Annotated in this window: 16 protein-coding genes; 15 read left to right on the forward strand and 1 reads right to left on the reverse strand. The window is 61.7% G+C overall.

What is annotated here, in order from left to right; all coding sequences use genetic code 11:
• Nucleotides 1-13 precede the first annotated feature (13 nt).
• Nucleotides 14-328, reverse strand: coding sequence for a DUF6794 domain-containing protein (locus ABZN20_RS14050; protein ID WP_367025638.1), 315 nt, complete (start codon nt 326-328; stop codon nt 14-16).
• Between the two features lie 340 nt (nt 329-668).
• On the opposite strand from ABZN20_RS14050, the gene ABZN20_RS14055 reads away from it, so the two are divergent.
• From ABZN20_RS14055 to ABZN20_RS14125, 15 genes are all read left to right on the forward strand, one after another.
• A complete protein-coding gene (locus ABZN20_RS14055) occupies nt 669-1835 on the forward strand; it encodes an outer membrane beta-barrel protein (RefSeq protein ID WP_367025639.1) in 1167 nt (388 codons plus the stop codon).
• Nucleotides 1836-1861: 26 nt separating this feature from the next.
• The gene (locus tag ABZN20_RS14060; RefSeq protein WP_367025640.1) at nt 1862-3028 is read left to right on the forward strand and encodes an ATP-grasp domain-containing protein; all 1167 of its coding nucleotides are present in this window, start codon (nt 1862-1864) and stop codon (nt 3026-3028) included.
• Nucleotides 3029-3106: 78 nt separating this feature from the next.
• The gene (locus ABZN20_RS14065; protein WP_367025641.1) at nt 3107-4516 is read left to right on the forward strand and encodes an undecaprenyl-phosphate glucose phosphotransferase; all 1410 of its coding nucleotides are present in this window, start codon (nt 3107-3109) and stop codon (nt 4514-4516) included.
• Nucleotides 4517-4572: 56 nt separating this feature from the next.
• A complete protein-coding gene (epsE, locus tag ABZN20_RS14070; protein ID WP_367025642.1) occupies nt 4573-5406 on the forward strand; it encodes a polysaccharide export protein EpsE in 834 nt (277 codons plus the stop codon).
• Nucleotides 5407-5409: 3 nt separating this feature from the next.
• Nucleotides 5410-6831: a chain length determinant protein EpsF gene (gene epsF / locus ABZN20_RS14075; protein WP_367025643.1), complete on the forward strand. Its 1422-nt coding sequence runs from the start codon at nt 5410-5412 to the stop codon at nt 6829-6831.
• Between the two features lie 23 nt (nt 6832-6854).
• Nucleotides 6855-7724: a chain length determinant protein tyrosine kinase EpsG gene (gene epsG, locus ABZN20_RS14080; RefSeq protein WP_218808155.1), complete on the forward strand. Its 870-nt coding sequence runs from the start codon at nt 6855-6857 to the stop codon at nt 7722-7724.
• Entirely contained in the window at nt 7721-9310 is a 1590-nt protein-coding gene (locus ABZN20_RS14085; protein WP_367025644.1) for a hypothetical protein, read from the forward strand. Before epsG ends, ABZN20_RS14085 begins: the two co-directional genes overlap by 4 nt.
• The gene (locus ABZN20_RS14090; RefSeq protein WP_367025645.1) at nt 9279-10490 is read left to right on the forward strand and encodes a glycosyltransferase family 4 protein; all 1212 of its coding nucleotides are present in this window, start codon (nt 9279-9281) and stop codon (nt 10488-10490) included. The genes ABZN20_RS14085 and ABZN20_RS14090 overlap by 32 nt, the downstream gene beginning before the upstream one ends.
• Nucleotides 10487-12040 (forward strand): lipopolysaccharide biosynthesis protein, encoded by a 1554-nt coding sequence (locus ABZN20_RS14095; protein WP_367025646.1) that lies wholly within the window; start codon nt 10487-10489, stop codon nt 12038-12040. The genes ABZN20_RS14090 and ABZN20_RS14095 overlap by 4 nt, the downstream gene beginning before the upstream one ends.
• 25 nt (nt 12041-12065) lie before the next feature.
• Complete coding sequence (locus ABZN20_RS14100) at nt 12066-13142, forward strand: glycosyltransferase family 4 protein (protein WP_367025647.1); 1077 nt, start codon at nt 12066-12068, stop codon at nt 13140-13142.
• 124 nt (nt 13143-13266) lie between these two features.
• A complete protein-coding gene (locus ABZN20_RS14105) occupies nt 13267-14364 on the forward strand; it encodes a hypothetical protein (protein WP_367025648.1) in 1098 nt (365 codons plus the stop codon).
• Between the two features lie 96 nt (nt 14365-14460).
• Nucleotides 14461-14976, forward strand: coding sequence for a helix-turn-helix domain-containing protein (locus tag ABZN20_RS14110; protein WP_367025613.1), 516 nt, complete (start codon nt 14461-14463; stop codon nt 14974-14976).
• A 26-nt stretch (nt 14977-15002) separates the two neighbouring features.
• Nucleotides 15003-15395 (forward strand): transposase family protein, encoded by a 393-nt coding sequence (locus tag ABZN20_RS14115; RefSeq protein WP_367025614.1) that lies wholly within the window; start codon nt 15003-15005, stop codon nt 15393-15395.
• 51 nt (nt 15396-15446) lie between these two features.
• Nucleotides 15447-15917, forward strand: coding sequence for a UDP-N-acetylglucosamine--LPS N-acetylglucosamine transferase (locus ABZN20_RS14120; protein ID WP_367025649.1), 471 nt, complete (start codon nt 15447-15449; stop codon nt 15915-15917).
• The gene (locus ABZN20_RS14125) at nt 15914-16408 is read left to right on the forward strand and encodes a glycosyltransferase (RefSeq protein WP_367025650.1); all 495 of its coding nucleotides are present in this window, start codon (nt 15914-15916) and stop codon (nt 16406-16408) included. Before ABZN20_RS14120 ends, ABZN20_RS14125 begins: the two co-directional genes overlap by 4 nt.
• The last annotated feature ends 6 nt before the right edge of the window (nt 16409-16414 follow it).

The following is a 16414-nucleotide window of genomic DNA, read 5'->3' on the forward strand; positions in this document are numbered from 1 at the left end:
GCCGCAACGCTTCTCAAAGCCTGGTATTGAAGTCCCGGTAATGCTGCAGCCGGTCCCACAGCGCTTCGACGATGACGTCGGACGCTTCGTCCGGCGGCAGGTCGTCGCGTCCCGACGCGTGCCCGCAATCGCGCCGCAACGGGCTGTCCGGCGCCCACAGACCGAAGGTCTTGCGTATGTGGCTGCCGAGGCTGAAGTGCAGAAGGTAAAGTGCGGTCTTGAAGGTCAAGGCCACTTCGGCCTTCTGCCGCTCGTCGAACTCTTCGAGGAGTCTGTCCACCGCTTCGGCCACGGTGCGTGGGCGCTGCGGCAATGTGCTCTTGGCCATGGTCTTCGGCGGGTTTGGTCCCGGCGCTAGCAAAAAGGCTAGTCTCCCTGCATCGAGGGCTTTGGCGCAAGCGCAGCCGTCGATGGCCATGGCTCCGCCACCCCAACTCAATTAACATACCGCACCGTGGGCGAGGTTTCTCCCACGCATCGGTGCGCGTGCCCCATTTCTGCATCGAGAGACCCGGGCCGTGAGATCGCCGGGCTGTGCCCGTGCGTTCCGCCCGAGTGGACGGTTTTCTTCAAAATGGATATTTCCGTAAATGGTTCCTGGCCCGGCTAGCGCCTTCCGGCTGCTCCTGCGATGCTTGCTCGCTTGCGCGACCGGGTCGGCCTGGGCATTGGCGGACAAGACCGATTGGTTTCAACCGTTCGTATCCAATACTTTCAGCTACGACACCAATGTGTTCCGCCTTCCTTCGAGTCTCACCGCCGCCGAGGCGAACGCCTTGATCGACAACGTGTCCAAAGGCGGAAGCAAGTCGGATTTCATCAACCGTATTTCGGCGGGCGCCAAGGTGAACTGGTATTCCGGGCCTCATCGAGTGAACATGAATCTTGGCGTCGATGACAACGTTTTTGTCCGGAACACCGCACTGCAGAATGTATCCACGATCAACGAAGCGTCCTGGAGCTGGGACGTTTCCAGGGCTTGGTCGAGCCAGGTCGGCGCCGAATATCAGCAATACCTGAACGCATTCGGAAACTACGTCGTCCCGCGCAAGGACATGCTGACCAACATGGCTTATTTCGGAAAGGTGAAATATCAGTTTTCACCCGATTGGCGGGCAGGAGCCGGGGTGCGGTGGGACGAAATCAGCCACAGCGTGCGCAACCGGAGGCAGAACGACGTCCAGGAACTGAGCGGGACGGCGGAAGTCATATATCAGAACGCCGCCGGGAACTCGGCGGGAGTCGAATATCGCCACGGCAACGGGTTTTATCCCGAGAGAAATCCGGCGAAATTCAGCTTCGACGAATACGACGTCGATTCTGTGAAGTTTGTCGGCGGTTATGTGTTTTCCGCCAAGACCCGTTTCGACGGCTATGTCGGGTATCTCGCTCAGACCTTCGCTCAGGCGCCGTGGTTCGACTACTCGGGCTGCATCTGGCGCATGGGTGCGGAGTGGCTGCCGACGGAAAAAACCAGCATAAAGATTTCCGGCTGGCAAAATCTAGAGGCCTACCAGGATGTCGCGTCGAGCTATTTCGTCGGCAACGGAGTCAAGTTGTCGTCAAAATGGGAAGCGAGCCGAAAAGTAGAGTTTTCAGGCGAATTTTTATGGGAGAGCCGGGATTACGTCGGGGATGGCGGGGCCAATTCTTCCGAAACTCCGGTATCGCGCCGCGTCGACGATTTTTTTGCGGCGCAGGCTGGTATCACCTACAGGCCGGTCGAGTATATTGACGCTTTTCTGATGTACCGGTATGAGAAAAGGAAGGTGAACCGGGTGTTTTTTAATTACGAATATGATGGTCTGGGGATTGGGGTGGTACTGCGTTTTTGATGTGCAAAGGATTATGGATGGATGTCATGATGTCATTGAACAGCGAGGGTGTTTCTTCAGGGTGGCGGTCTCCGGTTGTATTGTTGCTGGCTACGGACACTCCCCTCCCTTATCGTGTTCTCCGATGCGCGGCCCATGCGGGGGCTAAGGTTATCGTGCTGGGCGGCAGGCGTGCGAAACTGTTGGCATTGTCCCGTTATTGCAGGGAATTTATTTTATGTCCGGTCGATTTCGTTGACGAAAGTATCCCAGTCATTCTGGATGAAATAAACAGAATTACCAGCGAAAGGGTGATCGATCAGGTCATTCCGGGCGACGGTACAACGACGGGGATATTGGCCAGGATCAAAGATCATGTCCATGTCAGATGTTTTCCGTTGCCATCCGCTGTTGCTTTCGGTCGTCTCAACGACAAGGGAAAATTTGCCGACCTTTGTCGTGAACTGAACTTGCCGCATCCCAAGAGCATGCTGGCAAAAAATGTCGGGGGCATCGGGGGGGCGGTTGAAAACATGGGGCTCCCGCTGATAGCCAAACCTGTTGACAACCATGGTGGTGTGGGGGTATCCAAAGTCGACCGATGGCCTGATAGTAGCGTCACGCAGGCTATCGATTATTCTCCGGTGTTGTTGCAAGAGTATATCGACGGCGAGGATATTTGCGTCAGTCTGTTCTGTGAAAAAGGTGCATGCAGACAGTGGGTGGCATATCAACGCAAGAATGGCGAATACCGGTTCTGCCGTCATGGGCGGCTTATGGACTTGGCGCAGACGGTTGCGAGGTATTTGCAGGTCGACGGCGTCATTTGCTTTGATGCGAGATTGGCTCCCGGTTCCGGGATGCTGTATCTGATCGAGTGTAATCCCAGGTTCTGGTATAACGTTGATTATGCGATGCTGGCTGGAGCAAATTTTGTTGCGCTGGGCCTGCCGGAATGTTCCCTGTCGGACGATGTGGTAACGGATGGCTTCACCGTAAGTCTGCCGCACACTTTTTTGGCCAAGATGATGATGCCATGGACGATTACGAAGGCCGATCTCAAGGCCTTGAGATTTTGGCTGAGCGATCCCTGGGTATTTTTTGTGATTGAAACGTGGTTGAATCCGAGATTCGATTTTCTTGGCAGGGTCTGCTTGGTGTGGCGCGGTGTGATGGCCAGGTTCCGGTTTTTTCAGGCGCTAGCGCCCAGGTAGACTCATCGGTGGCTTCAATGCCATCATTGATGATGGGCTGTCCGGTATTGCGGTTATTTACTTGTCAAGGATAGAGGTATGGGTATGACGCATGTCAGCGCTCCTTCGGTTTTTGAAAGTCCTCTGGTTTTTCTGCTCAAGACGCTGTTCGCGCCGGTAGTCGCTTCCGGGGTATTCCTGGCAAGCCTGAGATTCGAAGGGTATCCGCTGGAGGGTGCGAACATCCTGATGTTGTTTCTGGTGTTCATCATCGTCTCCCATACCTTCAAGGTGACGCGGTTGAACGACAGGCTGACCGCACGCTCTTTTTTCGAGACGGCGTTCGATACCCTGGCACGTTGGGTTTTTACGCTGGCGGTGGTCGCGTTGCTGACTTATATCGCCGGTATCGAAGATTTCCTGGACGAGCCCGGCTTTTTGGCATGGGCGGGCGCCACGCCTTTCGTCTTGCTGTTCGGCCAACTTGCCGTCGGGCCGTTGGTCAGGATCTATTTCCGCCAGTATTGCGGCCATCGCAAGGCGGTGATCGTTGGCGTGACCGAGATGGGGGTGAAACTGGCGGAGGCGATCCGGAGCCATACCTTCCTGCGCACGGACGTGCTCGGCTTTTTCGAGGACAGGCCGGCGGACCGCACCGCGGATCCCGGCGATCTGCCGGTTCTCGGGCGTACCGCGGACCTGCCGGAGTTTCTCCGGAAACATGAGGTGCATGCGGTCTACATCACCTTGCCCATCGCCCGCCAGCCGCGGATTCTCGAGCTGCTGGATAACCTGAAGGATTCGACCGTCTCCGTGTATTTCGTTCCGGATCTGTTCATGACGGACCTGCTCCAGGCCCGCTGGGATACGCTGGCCGGCGTTCCGGTGATGGCGGTCTGCGAATCGCCTTTCATCGGGATACGGGGTTTGAGCAAGCGTGTGATGGACATCGCGGGCGCCACTGCGGCGCTGGTGCTGCTGGCACCGGTGATGCTGCTGATCGCTCTGGCGGTGCGGTTGTCGTCGCCGGGACCGGCGCTGTTCAAGCAGCGGCGCTACGGCGAGGACGGGGAGGCGATCTTCGTCTACAAGTTCCGCAGCATGGCGGTCTGCGAGGATGGTGGCACGGTGACCCAGGCGAAGCAGGGGGATGCCCGGGTGACGCCTCTCGGCGCGATTTTGAGACGGACTTCCTTGGACGAATTGCCCCAGTTACTGAACGTGTTGCAGGGCACCATGAGCCTGGTGGGACCGCGTCCCCATGCGGTCGCGCACAACGAGCTTTACCGGGGGCTGATCAAGGGTTACATGGTGCGCCACAAGGTGAAGCCGGGCATCACCGGCTGGGCGCAGGTCAACGGCCTGCGGGGCGAGACCGAGACGATCGAGAAAATGGCGGCACGCATCAGGTACGATCTGGAGTACCTGCGCAACTGGTCGCTGTGGCTGGACATGTGGATTTTGCTGAAGACCGTGGGCGTGGTCTTGAAGCAGAAGAATGCCTATTGACGGGCCGGGTCCGATGGATTTGCGGGACGTGCAATCTGACAGACAGGAGAATCGCGATGCCCGGGAAGATTAGTTCCACCGTGAAGGTGGCGTTGTGCGGCATCGCTTTGGTCATGGGGCTGATGGCCGGTTGGGGGGCCGTGGCCGGCGATGCGCCTTTGCACGAGGCGGGCGACTACCGGCTCGGGCCGGGAGACGTGGTGAGGATCAGCGTGTTCAACTATCCGGAGCTGGCCATCGAAACCCGGATCAGCCAGTCGGGGAACATCACGTTTCCGCTCACCGGTCCGATCGCCATCGGCGATTTGACGGCAGCCGAAGCGGAAGGGCGCATTGCCGGCAAGCTGCGCCAGGGCGGATACATCAGCGATCCGCATGTCACCGTGGTGGTCTCCCAGTTCAAGGCGAGGGAGGTCGCGGTGATGGGACAGGTCAAGAATCCCGGCAAGTACCCGATCGAGAAGCAGAGCCGGGTGATGGACATGCTGGCCGCCGCCGGCGGGGTGACGACGGCCGATGCGGGCGATACGGCGACACTGCTGCGTGCCAACGGCGAGAAGCTCGTCGTCGATCTCGAGGCCTTGTTCGAGGGAAGTCCTGGTCAGAATCCCGAGGTGGCGGCCGGTGACACCCTCTTCGTTCCGAAGGCGCCGCAGTTTTATGTCTACGGGGAAGTTCAGCGGCCCGGCGCCTACCGGCTCCAGCGGGGCATGACGGTCAGCCAGGCGATTTCCGCGGCCGGGGGATTGACGCCCCGGGGGACCGATACCTGGCCCGCGCCGATCGTCAAGCGGCGCGACACGGCGGGAATGGAGCAGGAAACATCGGTCGACGGTTCTTATTCCCTGCAGCCGGATGACGTGCTGTACCTGCGCGAGCGGTGGTTCTGATCCATGGGTGCCCACCGGCTCATCCTGATCCTCCTCGCGCGCTGGCGGGTGTTCGCTTGGACGTCGGCCGTGACCGTGCTGACCACGCTGGCGGCCAGCGTCGCGATGCCCAAGACCTATACGGCGTCGACCACCGTCGTGATCGATTACAAGGGCGGCGATCCGCTGACCGGCTCGGCGTTTCCGTCCGATCTCATGGCCGGTTACCTCGCGACCCAGGTGGACATCATCGGCAGCCACGCCGTGGCGGCACGCGTCGCGGACACGCTGAAGCTCTCGGAGGCTCCCGCTTACCGCGACCGTTTCGAGAAAGTCGCCAGGAAGACGGGCGCGCGCGCGGTATTCCGGGACTGGGCGGCGGACAAGCTGTTGGAAGACCTGGACGTGTCGCCGTCGCGGGAAAGCGACGTCATCACGATCTCTTTCGCCGCGTCCGATCCCCTGTTCGCCACGGATGTGGCGAATGCCTTCGCCCAGACCAGCATCCGTGCCAACGTCGAACTCAAACTGGAGCCGGTGAAGCGCCAGGCGGCCTGGTTCGACGAGCAGGCGCATGCGCTGCGGGGGGCGCTGGAAAAGGCGCAGGCCGAGCTTTCGAGCTATCAGATCGAGCACGGCGTGCTCGCAGCGGGCGACAAGCTGGACGTCGAAACCGCTCACTTGTCCGATCTGTCCGCGCAACTGGCGGCGGCGAAGGGCCAGATGTACGACAGCGGGGCGCGGGCCCGGCAGATGAGGGAAGCGGCGGCCCGTGGGGGAGTGGACGAACTTCCGGATTTGCTGCAGAACCCCGCGCTGCAGGTGCTGAAGGCCGAGCTGGCACGCGCCGAGGCCCGGCTCGCCGAAGTCGGTTCGCGCTACGACTGGAACCATCCGCAACGGCAAGCCGTGGCGGCCGAGGTCTCGAGCCTGCGGAAAAAGCTTGCGGCGGAGGTGGCGAATGCCACCGGCGCCATCGAGCGAGGCGCCGAACTCGCCCATCAGCGCGTGGCGGATCTGGAACACGCCGTGGCCGAGCAGAGGAAGCGCATACTCGATCTGGGCGCCGAGCAGGACAAGCTGAGCGTGTTGAAGCGGGAGGTGGAGAGCGCCCAGCGCGTCTACGATGCCGCCTTGCAGCGGGCGAGCCAGCTGCGGTTGGAGAGCCGGCTGGAGGGGACCAACATCGCCGTGCTGTCGCCGGCGGTGCCGCCGCTCAAGCCCAGCAAGCCGAAGCTGCTGCTGAACCTGGTGCTGTCCGTCATCCTGGGGGGAGGACTGGGGCTGGCCTTCGTCCTGCTGTTCGAGTTCAAGGACAGGCGCATCCGTTCCGCGGAGGACGTCATCGACGAGCTGGGCCTGCCCCTCCTGGCCGAATTGCCTCCGGAAGGGACAGCGCGGCCTCGCCCTTTCCAGTTTGCCGTGCTGTCCGCATTCAAGGACTAACGAGAAAGGCCGGAATGAAAGCCATGAAAAATCTCCCTTCATCCGATGGCTCGGATCTGCCGCGCAGCGACGTCCAGTTGGGACAGCTCCTGCTGCATGCCGGGAAGCTGTCGGAAAAGGATATCGAGGCCATCGCGGAAAAGCAGAGGGAGGATGGGCTGAGGTTCGGCGAAGCGGCGCTGAGTCTGGGGCTGATCGGCGAGGACGATCTGCGCCATGCGCTGGCGCGCCAGTTCGCGCATCCTTGCCTGCCCGACTCGGACACCAGCGTCGATACGGATCTGATCGCGGCCTTTTGCCCGCCGGGGCCGGAAGGCGAAGCGCTGCGGGATCTGCGCAGCACCCTGATGCTGCGCTGGTTCGGGGGGCGCAGGCGGCTGCTCGCCTTGACCTCGGGGCTGCCGGGCGAAGGTTGCGGCCGGTTGGCCGCGAATCTCGCCGTGGTGTTTTCCCAGTTGGGAGAGCGGATCCTGTTGATCGATGCAAACCTGCGGGAGCCGGAGCTGCACCGCCTTTTCAAGCTGCGCGGCGACCCCGGCTTGTCGGGCGTCCTTGCCGGGCGCCACAGTCCGGAGAAGGCGATCAGCAGCATTCCGGCCCTCGGGGATCTGAGCGTGCTGCCGGCCGGTGCGCCGCCGCCCAATCCCCAGGAATTGCTGAGTCGGGTGTCTTTCATCCGGCTCTTGGACGAGGCCGCCGAGCGGTACGACATCGTACTGCTGAACACTCCTCCGGCGCTGCAGAGCGCCGATGCCCGAATCGTGGCGACGCGGGCCGCGGGCTGTGTCATCGTGGTCCGCCGCGATTCGACCCGCCTCGGCGACGCTGCGGCGGTCAAGGACCAGCTTTCCGGCGCGGGCGTCGAGGTGCTGGGCGCGGTCCTGGCCTCATGACACCGGGCGGCGGCATGCGGTTGCGGTTCGGCGCTTCCGGCGTACCACACGGTGCGGGGGAGGCCGTGCCGGCGTACCGGCCGTGGGAAATCGGCCTCGTGACGGCCGTTGCCGTTCTGGCGGGCTTGCTTGCCTCGATCAGCCAGCCCATCGTTCTCGCCGTTTTCGTGGGCGGTTTCCTGAGCATTTTTCTGCTGTCCCGGATCGACTTCGCGGTTTGGCTGTTGCTGGCCGGCATCCTGGTCGTCAATGGCGCGGTGCTCTTGATGTTTCCCCGCATGACCAAGATTTCCTGGGCATTGTCCATGCTGGGTTTTTTCCTGCTGGCGGCCGGGCTGTTCCCGCTCTTTCTGGGGCGCTGGCGGGAGCGGGTCCGGCTGCCAGGCTTCCTCGCGCTGTTCCTGGCCTTGGTTGCGTTATCGGCAGGCGCATCGCTGCTGGGCAAGGGATCTGCGCTGGAAATCCTGGCGGGCGTCAAGCGCTCCTACCAGATGCTGGGACTCGCCGTGGTGCTGGCGGCGGCTCCGGTGACGGCGGTGTGGCGGCGCCATTTCCGCGCTTGGGGCGGGTTTCTTCTGTTCGCCGCGGGCCTGCAATTGCCGGTTGCGCTTTACGAAAGAATCGTCCTGGTGCCGCTGCGCGTGGGGATGGGGGGAGGCATCGTTCCCATCGACATCGTTTCAGGGACTTTCGAGCCGAATTTCGAAGGCGGGGGTGAGAACGGAACCATGGTCATTTTCCTGGTCGTTTGCCTTGCCTATGTATTGACCGCATGGCGCGAACGGGCGTTGCCGGCCTTGTGGGCATCGGTATTCGTGGTCGAACTGGGGGTGCCGCTGTTCCTGGGGGAAACCAAGATCGCCCTGGTGCTGCTTCCCATGATGTTCCTCCTGGTGTTTTCGCGGGAAATCCGCCGCAATCCGCTGGTTGCCTCGGTGGCCTTGACCACCGGGGCGCTTTTGACGGCCGTGCTGGCCTGGCTGTATTTCTCGGTGTTTACCATCCAGGGGAAGTCCCCGGAACAGATGGTGCAGAACACCATCGACTACAATTTCGGTTCGGCGGGCTACTATGGCAACAAGGCCAGCCTCAACCGCACCACCGTCTTGACTTTCTGGCTCCAGGAACATGGACTGCATAACCCGGTGGAAACCCTGTTCGGCCATGGAATGGGTGCGTCCTATGCGGGGGCCGGTACGCTGGTCGAAGGACATCTCAACCGGAAATATCCGGGCATGGCCATCAACCTGAACACGGCATCCACCCTCCTTTGGGACTCGGGCGCCGTCGGTGCCGCCATGTTTCTGGGCGTGCTCGCGACCGCCTGGCGCGCCTCGGGAAGGCTGCTTTCCCGCTGTGAGGACGGCGCCGAACGCGGCCGGCTGGTCGCGTTGAGGGTCTGCCTCGCCGCCAACGTATTGTCGCTATGGTATTCGAACAGCCTCATGAACAGTCCGAGCCACGAACTGCTGTTCGCATTCACTTTGGGTTATCTCGCCTGGCTGGTTCGAGCGGACGTGCCGAAACCGTCTCCGGAGAATTCATCGCACCGCCATGAACATCAGACTGCTCTATCTCACGCGTGAGCCGTTTCCCACCTTCCGGGTCGACGTGGCGACGCTGTTCGGCCGTTACCTGCCCGGGTTCGGTGTGTACTCGGACATCGTCGCCGTGCGGGAGGGCGACATCGGCGAGTGCGCCTGGGAGGCGGGCGGGGCGTTTACGCGGACCGCCCGCGGCAGATGGGGGCGGATCCGGGCGCGGCTGATGCTTGTACTGGACCTATTCCGGCTGGCGCGTGCCGATTATTCCGCGGTTCAAGTCCGCGACCGGATTGTCGGGGCGCTGATCGGCCTTTGGGCGGCCCGGCTGCGGGGAAAGCCGTTCTATTACTGGATGTCCTTCCCCTTCCCCGAGTACTGGGCGGAACGGGGCTCGCCCGATCCGTCCGGGCTGGTCGGAACCGGCCGGCGCCTGCTGTTCCGGCTGCGCGGGCGTTTTTCCGCCTGGCTGTTGTATCGCCGCGTCCTGCCGGCGGCGGACCATATTTTCGTGCAGAGCGATGCCATGCGGATGCTGCTGGAGAGCCACGGCCTTCCTGCCGCGCGCATGACGCCGGTGCCGATGGGGGCGACGATTCCCGAGCGGCTCGAGGACATTCCGCCAGCGGACGATTCGCGCCTGGCGGGTCGGCGCGTCATCATCTATTTGGGGGCGCTGGAACGGGCGCGCCGTTCGGAAGTCATGATCGAGGCCATGGCTCCCGTGAGCGAGGAATTTCCGAAGGCCTTGCTGGTTTTTGTAGGGGATGCGGAGGACCCGCGCGAGAGGCTCTGGTTCGACGCCCTGGTGAGCGAGCTCGGGTTACAGGACCACGTCCTGTTCACGGGCTGGCTGCCGGGGGAAGAGGCGCGCCGCTATTTGCGGAACGCCGAGATCGGACTGTCGCCTTGCGCGCGCACGCCGTCCCTGGAAGTGGCTTCGCCCACCAAGGTCATCGAGTACATGGCCTGGGGCGTTCCGGTGGTCGCCAACGATCTTCCCGATCAGGCCTACCTTATAGGCGAAACCGGCGGGGGCCTTTGCGTGCCGCTGACCCCGGCCGGTTTCGCCGCCGGCATATTGCAATTGCTGCGGGACCCCGAGGCCGCGCGCCGCATGGGCGAGGCGGGGCGGCGGGCGATACCGGGTCTCAGAAGCTACGAGGTCATCGCGCGGAACCTCGCCGAGAAATACCGGCAGTTGGTCGGCGGCGAGGCGCGATGAGCGATTCCGGCAATCCTTACGGTGCCGCCGCGCTCCGGGGCAGCGCGCTCGCTTACCTGTCGGGGCGGGCCGTTTCCGCACTGCTGACGTTTTCGGCCTTCGCGCTGGCGGCCCGGGTCCTGCCGCTGGAGGCCTACGGGACCTACATGGCCGCGCTGGCGGCCATGGAAACGGGGCTTGCGCTCTCGACGCCGGGACTGGATTGGGTGGCGGCCAGGATACTCCCCGAGTACCGTCTGCATGCCGCGGGAAGGACGATCCTAGGCATCATCTGCCGGCTCGCCGGGATGCAAATGGCCTTCTATGCCTGCGCCGGCGCCGTTTTGTTCTTCCATGCCGAACAAGTCGCGGCCTTGCTGCGGATGGAGGCGGCGGCGCCGGTATTGTCCCTCGCCGGCGCCGTCCTGGCCGTGGAGGGATTCGGACGCTTCTATCGCGAGCAGATGCTCGGCACCTTGATGCGCCAGGGTGCCGCCCAGGCGGCTCAGGTGGTTCGCTCGGGAACGCTGGCCGCTCTGCTGGCATCCGACTGGTTTGCAGGGAGTGAGATCACCGCCTTGGATGCCGTGCGTTACGAACTGATGGCATCCTGCGGGAGTACGGGATTGGGCGCCTCGCTCCTGCTGCGCGAGATGTGGTCACTGCGTTACCGGGTGGCGTCTTCGGGGGATTGGACGCCGCCGGGCCGGAAGCAGCTGCTCAAGCTGGCGGTCAATACCTACATCAGTTACCTCCTCGCCTTCGCCTACGGCTCGCAGATGCTGACCCTCATCGTCGTCCGCATCCTGGGGCCTGACGCCGCCGCGGTTTTCGGTTTCAGCACCAATTTTTCCGATCAGGTGCGCCGCTATCTGCCGACCGATCTCCTGCGCAGCGTCATTCAGCCCACCTTGGTCGCCTTCTTCAGCCGGCGCCGGGACTTCGGCGGCTTCATGCTGCGGGTCGGGATCTGGTTCAAATCTTCCATGATCCTGCTGATGCCGGTCGTCGTCTATTTCATCGCCTTCGGCGGGATGGGCGCCACGCTCCTGGGCGGCGAGCGTTTTCGGGAGGCGGGGCCGATCGTCGCGCTGATGCTGGTCGCGGCGGGCTTCGCTCCGTTGCGCCGGGTGGTCGAGTTGTCCTGCAACGTGGTGCTGGCCACCGACCTGTACGTCCGGTGGGGCTTCTGGCTGCTCGCGGTGCCGGTCATGGCGGTTTTCCTTTTGACTTCGGGCGGGAGCCTGACTGAACTGATAGTGCTCGTCATCGGGTCGGAAGCGTTTTTCAATTTCGGCATCATTCTGGGCTTACGGCGGCGGGGATACCGCTTCGGATTGGCTTGGGGCGGATTGCTTCATCTGGCAGCCTGGTACGGCGTATGGGCCGGCGCACTGGTCTGGTCAGGGCCGCTGGTCCGCTTCGATACGCCGACGAGCATTGCGGTCTGCCTGCTCCTCGGCGCGGTGGGAACGCTTGTGGCGAAGCCTTTGAGCGCCGACGAAGCGGCGCTCGTATCGGAATGGAGCCCGCGCGGTGCCAGGCTGTTGTCGCGTACGCCTGCCGCATGAGGGGTTTATTGAGGAAAGACGAGCCATGCGCAAAGTTCTGATGATCGGGCCGGGGACGAATGGCGGCATTGCGGCGGTGATCGAGGCCTGTCTTCAACCGGATTTCGTCTCCCGCTGGAAAATCGAGCGTCTGTGCTCGTATGAGGGGCCCGGCCTTCTAACCCAGCTTCGTGTCATGGCGGCGGCCGGGATACGGTTGCTGGGCCGGCTCTTGGCGCGCCGTCTGGCCATCGTGCATGCCCATAGCGCTTCGCGCGGCAGTTTCTGGCGGAAGTCCGTGCTTTGCGCGTTGGCGGACCTGTTCGGCATCCCCTATGTCTTCCATGTCCACAGCGGCGAATTCGGCGTGTTCTACGGCAGCGAGTGCGGCCCCGCGGCGAAATGGTGGGTACGGAGGACCCTGCGACGTGCCGCCTGCGTGATCGCCCTTACCGAAGCCTGGTCCAAGGTGCTGCTGGCCATCGAGCCGCGGGCGAGCGTTCGGGTCATAGGCAATCCGGTGCCCGTTCCCGATGCCCTGCCGGAGGAACGCGACTCGGGGCGGCCGGAGGTGCTGTTCCTGGGGCGTTTGCGCGAGAAGAAAGGCGTCTTCGATCTGGTCCGGGCCATTCCCCTCGTGCTGAAACGTGTCCCGGACGCCGTGTTCACGCTTGCCGGCGACGGCGAAATGGAGGCCGTCAGGCGGCTTGCGGTGGCCCTGGGAGTCTCCGATGCCGTAAGGCTGCCGGGCTGGATCAAGGAGGCCGAGAAGGACGCCGAATTGTCGGCGGCCCGGGTGCTGGCCCTTCCCTCCTACTTCGAAGGGCTGCCCGTTTGCGTTTTGGAAGCGATGGCGGCCGGCGTTCCGGTCGTGGCCACTCCGGTCGGAGGCATTCCCGAGCTCCTCGCCGACGGAGAATGCGGTCTGCTGGTACCGCAGGGCGACGTGGATGCGCTGGCCGAGGCGCTGGTCGTCGCCCTGGAGGATGCCGGGCTGCGCCGGCGCCTGCGCGAAAGTGCATTTCGCCGCGTGGTGAACTATTATGCAATACAAGGCGTGGTGCGCCAGCTCGATGCCGTTTACCGGGGTGCCATTGGCGCCGGTCGGGCGGCAAGCGGCTAGCGAAGGCCGGAATTTTGGCCGGTCAATGCATTCCAACATGAAAATACGGCGACTTGTCCGCTGATCGGGTAGCCGAGGGTCAGTTCCGGGCGAAAGTCGTTAGGACCTAGGTAAGGGGGATATCATGGGCAGGAATACGGATTCTTTGTTTTCGGGGAGCATCTCCTCGCCGCAGCGCCGCGTTTTCCGGCGCATCGCCGGTGTCCTCGCGTTCATCGTGCTGGCGTCGTCGCTGCAAGCCGCCACGGCGGCGAAAGTCAAATCGTCGAGATACAGGAAGGCGACGCCGACTCCCCAACCCACGGCGACGCCAACACCGACTCCCACGCCGACCCCGGTTTCTTCGCCGACTCCGACGCCTACACCGGCGCCTGACGCTACCATCACCGGTTCGGTTTTTGTGGCTTCCGATCCGTACGACATCATCGTCGGCAGCCAGACCCAGCGCATCGACTTGAGCGGCAAGCCACGCACTTTCGACTTTGGCGGCTCGGTCCCTTTCGTCAATCCGAACATCGGCATCGCCGATTTCGATACGATCAACTACTGGGATGCCGCGGCGGGCAAAGCCAAGGTCATCAATGGCTGGAACGTCACCGATGCCGGTATTCCCGGACGGGTATTCAAGACCAACGGCTACACGGCTGTCGGCTACAAGGCTGGCGACGGAGTGGTGGAGGGCACGCTGAGAACCCAGCTCAACAGCGTCTACATTCCTTCCCGCCGACGCTTCGTCTGGGATCTGAGCGTCAGATTCGGCGGCGCGGACCTGACGAAATCCTGGACCTTTATGCCCAATGACGTCCATCCGGCGACCATCTGGCAGGTCAAACCGGATTCTTCGCCGCCCTCACTGATAATGGAGCTCGATACCGATCCGGCCAACGGCCAGCGGCTATCTCTGAGTTTCTACGCCAGAAATTTTGCTCAGGGAAAAAATGACGACGTTGGCAGCATTGGAGGATTGCTGCCACAGCAGGACATCAACGTCGTGATCGATGCATTCCTCGATGAGCGGACGGCAGCAAGCGGAGGGCAGGGATATTTCAAGGCTTGGGTGAATGGCACGCTGGTCGCCAATGTGGTCCGACAGACACTGGTTCCGAACGCTACGTCTCCGCACCTTTGGTCGATGGGTATGTATCTTTGGAACGATACCACGCCACTGCAGTTCGATTATTTCGGGTATTGGAAGCGGGCGCGGATGATAGTGCCGGACTGATCTTTTCTTTTCATGGATCATTAGAGTTGCTTCCGTTGAAATAAATGGATTTGTTGTGGTATAAAACAATTAACAACAATCGAATGATGTCAGCCAATGATTTTTGAAAAGTTCATGGAAGAAACCAGTGAGCGTACCGTCAGAGCCCTGATCGGAATGAGTAAGGCGCAATTCGCCAAGCTTTGCCCTATCTTTGAGGAGGCTCATGCGGAGATTCAGCAAGAACGCGTTCAGCAAGGCGAAATAAAACGGGTACCCAAAGGTGGCCATGTGGGCTATCTCGATCGGATAGATAAGAAGCTGTTCTTCATTTTGCATTACCTCAAGACCTACTGTACCTTCGATGTCCTGGGCTTTCATTTTGGCTTCAGCTCGGGACACGCGCATCGCCATGTGGCGCAACTTCTGCCCGTGTTACGGCGCAGCCTGGCGAAACTTGATCTGCTGCCCGAGCGGGAGCTGACGACCCCGGGAGAGATGATGAAGCTGATTGAAAAACATGGAGATATCATCATTGACGGGGTGGAATGCAGTTGCGTCAGGCCGCAGGATGACGATCAGCAGAAAGCCCACTATAGCGGTAAAAAAAACGCCATACGGTTAAAACCCTAGTCATTTCGACCCTGGCACGGCAAATTTTGTTCGTTGGAAGTATCGTGGCCGGCAGTGTTCATGATTATGCGCTGATGAAGCGATGGTTCGATCCTGCCTTATCATGGTTTGACGGTGCCGATGTCTGGTTGGATTTGGGGTTCTTGGGGGCCGCTTCCGATTATGGGAATAAAGCCAGAATTCACCTGCCTCATAAGAAACCCAGAGCCTCCAAGAACAATCCTCATCCCGCGTTGGCAGATCAACAAAGGCGCGAGAACAAAAAGCAAGCGCGAACTCGCATCTCCGTCGAACACTCCATTGGAGGAATGAAGACCTTTCATTGCTTGATGCATCGCATTAGAAACCGACTCAGTCTATTCATAGATAGCTTTTTCGGGCTTGGCGCTGGCCTTTGGAATCTAAAAATTTCTTTGTAATCATGCGGTTATCATCGGAAACAACTCTATTGAAGGAGCAAGAGCCAATCGATGGATAACGGAAGCAAGCGGCCGCGCATCCTCGCGGTTGCTTCCGGCGGCGGGCACTGGATGCAGCTGATGCGGCTACGGGATGCCCTCCTCGGCGGCGACATGGCATTCGTAGCGACCCATTTTTCGGATTATCGGAAAAGCATCCCGCCTGGCGCGCGGTTTTATCTGGTAACGGATGCCAACAAGAAGGATTGGTTGCGGGTGGCGCTGCTGATCTGCGAATTGTTCTGGATCATTCTCCGCGAGCGGCCCGACGTCGTGATCTCGACCGGCGCCGCGCCAGGGTATTTCGCTTTGCGTTTCGGCAGGCTGCTGGGTGCGCGTACCATCTGGGTCGACAGCATCGCCAACGTGGGCAGAATGTCGTTGTCCGGCCGCCTCGTGCGCCGCTATGCGGATTTGTGGCTGACCCAATGGGAACACCTCGCGCGCCCCGAAGGGCCGCATTACATCGGAGCTGTCCTTTGATTTTTCTGACGGTGGGTTCCCAGGTGCCGTTCGACCGGCTGTCCCGCTCCGTCGACGCTTGGGCCGCCAGGAATCCTCAGACGGAAGTCTTCGGGCAGATCGGCCGTACCGCCTGGCGGCCGGCATCGATGCGATGGGCCGAGGTGCTGGAGGCGGAAGAGTATCTCGAGCTCCTGAAGCGGGCGAGGGTGGTTGTCGCGCATGCCGGGATGGGAACCGTCATCAGCGCGGCCGAGCACGGCAAGCCTCTGATCGTCATGCCGCGGCGCGCCGATCTGGGGGAGCACCGGAACGATCATCAGGAATTCACCGCGAAATGGCTGACGACTCGTTCCGGCATCAGCGTCGTTCACGGGGAGGCCGAACTTCACCATCTGCTGGACAAGGCCGGAACACTCGCGCCTCCGGACGGCCTGGGTTCGGAATCCTGCCAGAGGATGGTCGCGGCTCTACGCGAGTTTATTTTCGAGGGTGTAAAGCCCGTTCAATAGCATCGT

The sequence above is a fragment of the Methylococcus sp. ANG genome (genome assembly GCF_040730495.1).
Classification (GTDB): Bacteria; Pseudomonadota; Gammaproteobacteria; order Methylococcales; family Methylococcaceae; genus Methylococcus.

Coding starts and splice junctions, on each gene's coding strand:
- ABZN20_RS14050 (WP_367025638.1), bottom strand. CDS start 328: ATGGCCAAGAGCACATTGCCGCAGCGCCCACGCACCGTGGCCGAAGCG.
- ABZN20_RS14060 (WP_367025640.1), top strand. CDS start 1,862: ATGATGTCATTGAACAGCGAGGGTGTTTCTTCAGGGTGGCGGTCTCCG.
- ABZN20_RS14065 (WP_367025641.1), top strand. CDS start 3,107: ATGGGTATGACGCATGTCAGCGCTCCTTCGGTTTTTGAAAGTCCTCTG.
- epsE (WP_367025642.1), top strand. CDS start 4,573: ATGCCCGGGAAGATTAGTTCCACCGTGAAGGTGGCGTTGTGCGGCATC.
- epsF (WP_367025643.1), top strand. CDS start 5,410: ATGGGTGCCCACCGGCTCATCCTGATCCTCCTCGCGCGCTGGCGGGTG.
- epsG (WP_218808155.1), top strand. CDS start 6,855: ATGAAAAATCTCCCTTCATCCGATGGCTCGGATCTGCCGCGCAGCGAC.
- ABZN20_RS14085 (WP_367025644.1), top strand. CDS start 7,721: ATGACACCGGGCGGCGGCATGCGGTTGCGGTTCGGCGCTTCCGGCGTA.
- ABZN20_RS14090 (WP_367025645.1), top strand. CDS start 9,279: ATGAACATCAGACTGCTCTATCTCACGCGTGAGCCGTTTCCCACCTTC.
- ABZN20_RS14095 (WP_367025646.1), top strand. CDS start 10,487: ATGAGCGATTCCGGCAATCCTTACGGTGCCGCCGCGCTCCGGGGCAGC.
- ABZN20_RS14100 (WP_367025647.1), top strand. CDS start 12,066: ATGCGCAAAGTTCTGATGATCGGGCCGGGGACGAATGGCGGCATTGCG.
- ABZN20_RS14105 (WP_367025648.1), top strand. CDS start 13,267: ATGGGCAGGAATACGGATTCTTTGTTTTCGGGGAGCATCTCCTCGCCG.
- ABZN20_RS14110 (WP_367025613.1), top strand. CDS start 14,461: ATGATTTTTGAAAAGTTCATGGAAGAAACCAGTGAGCGTACCGTCAGA.
- ABZN20_RS14120 (WP_367025649.1), top strand. CDS start 15,447: ATGGATAACGGAAGCAAGCGGCCGCGCATCCTCGCGGTTGCTTCCGGC.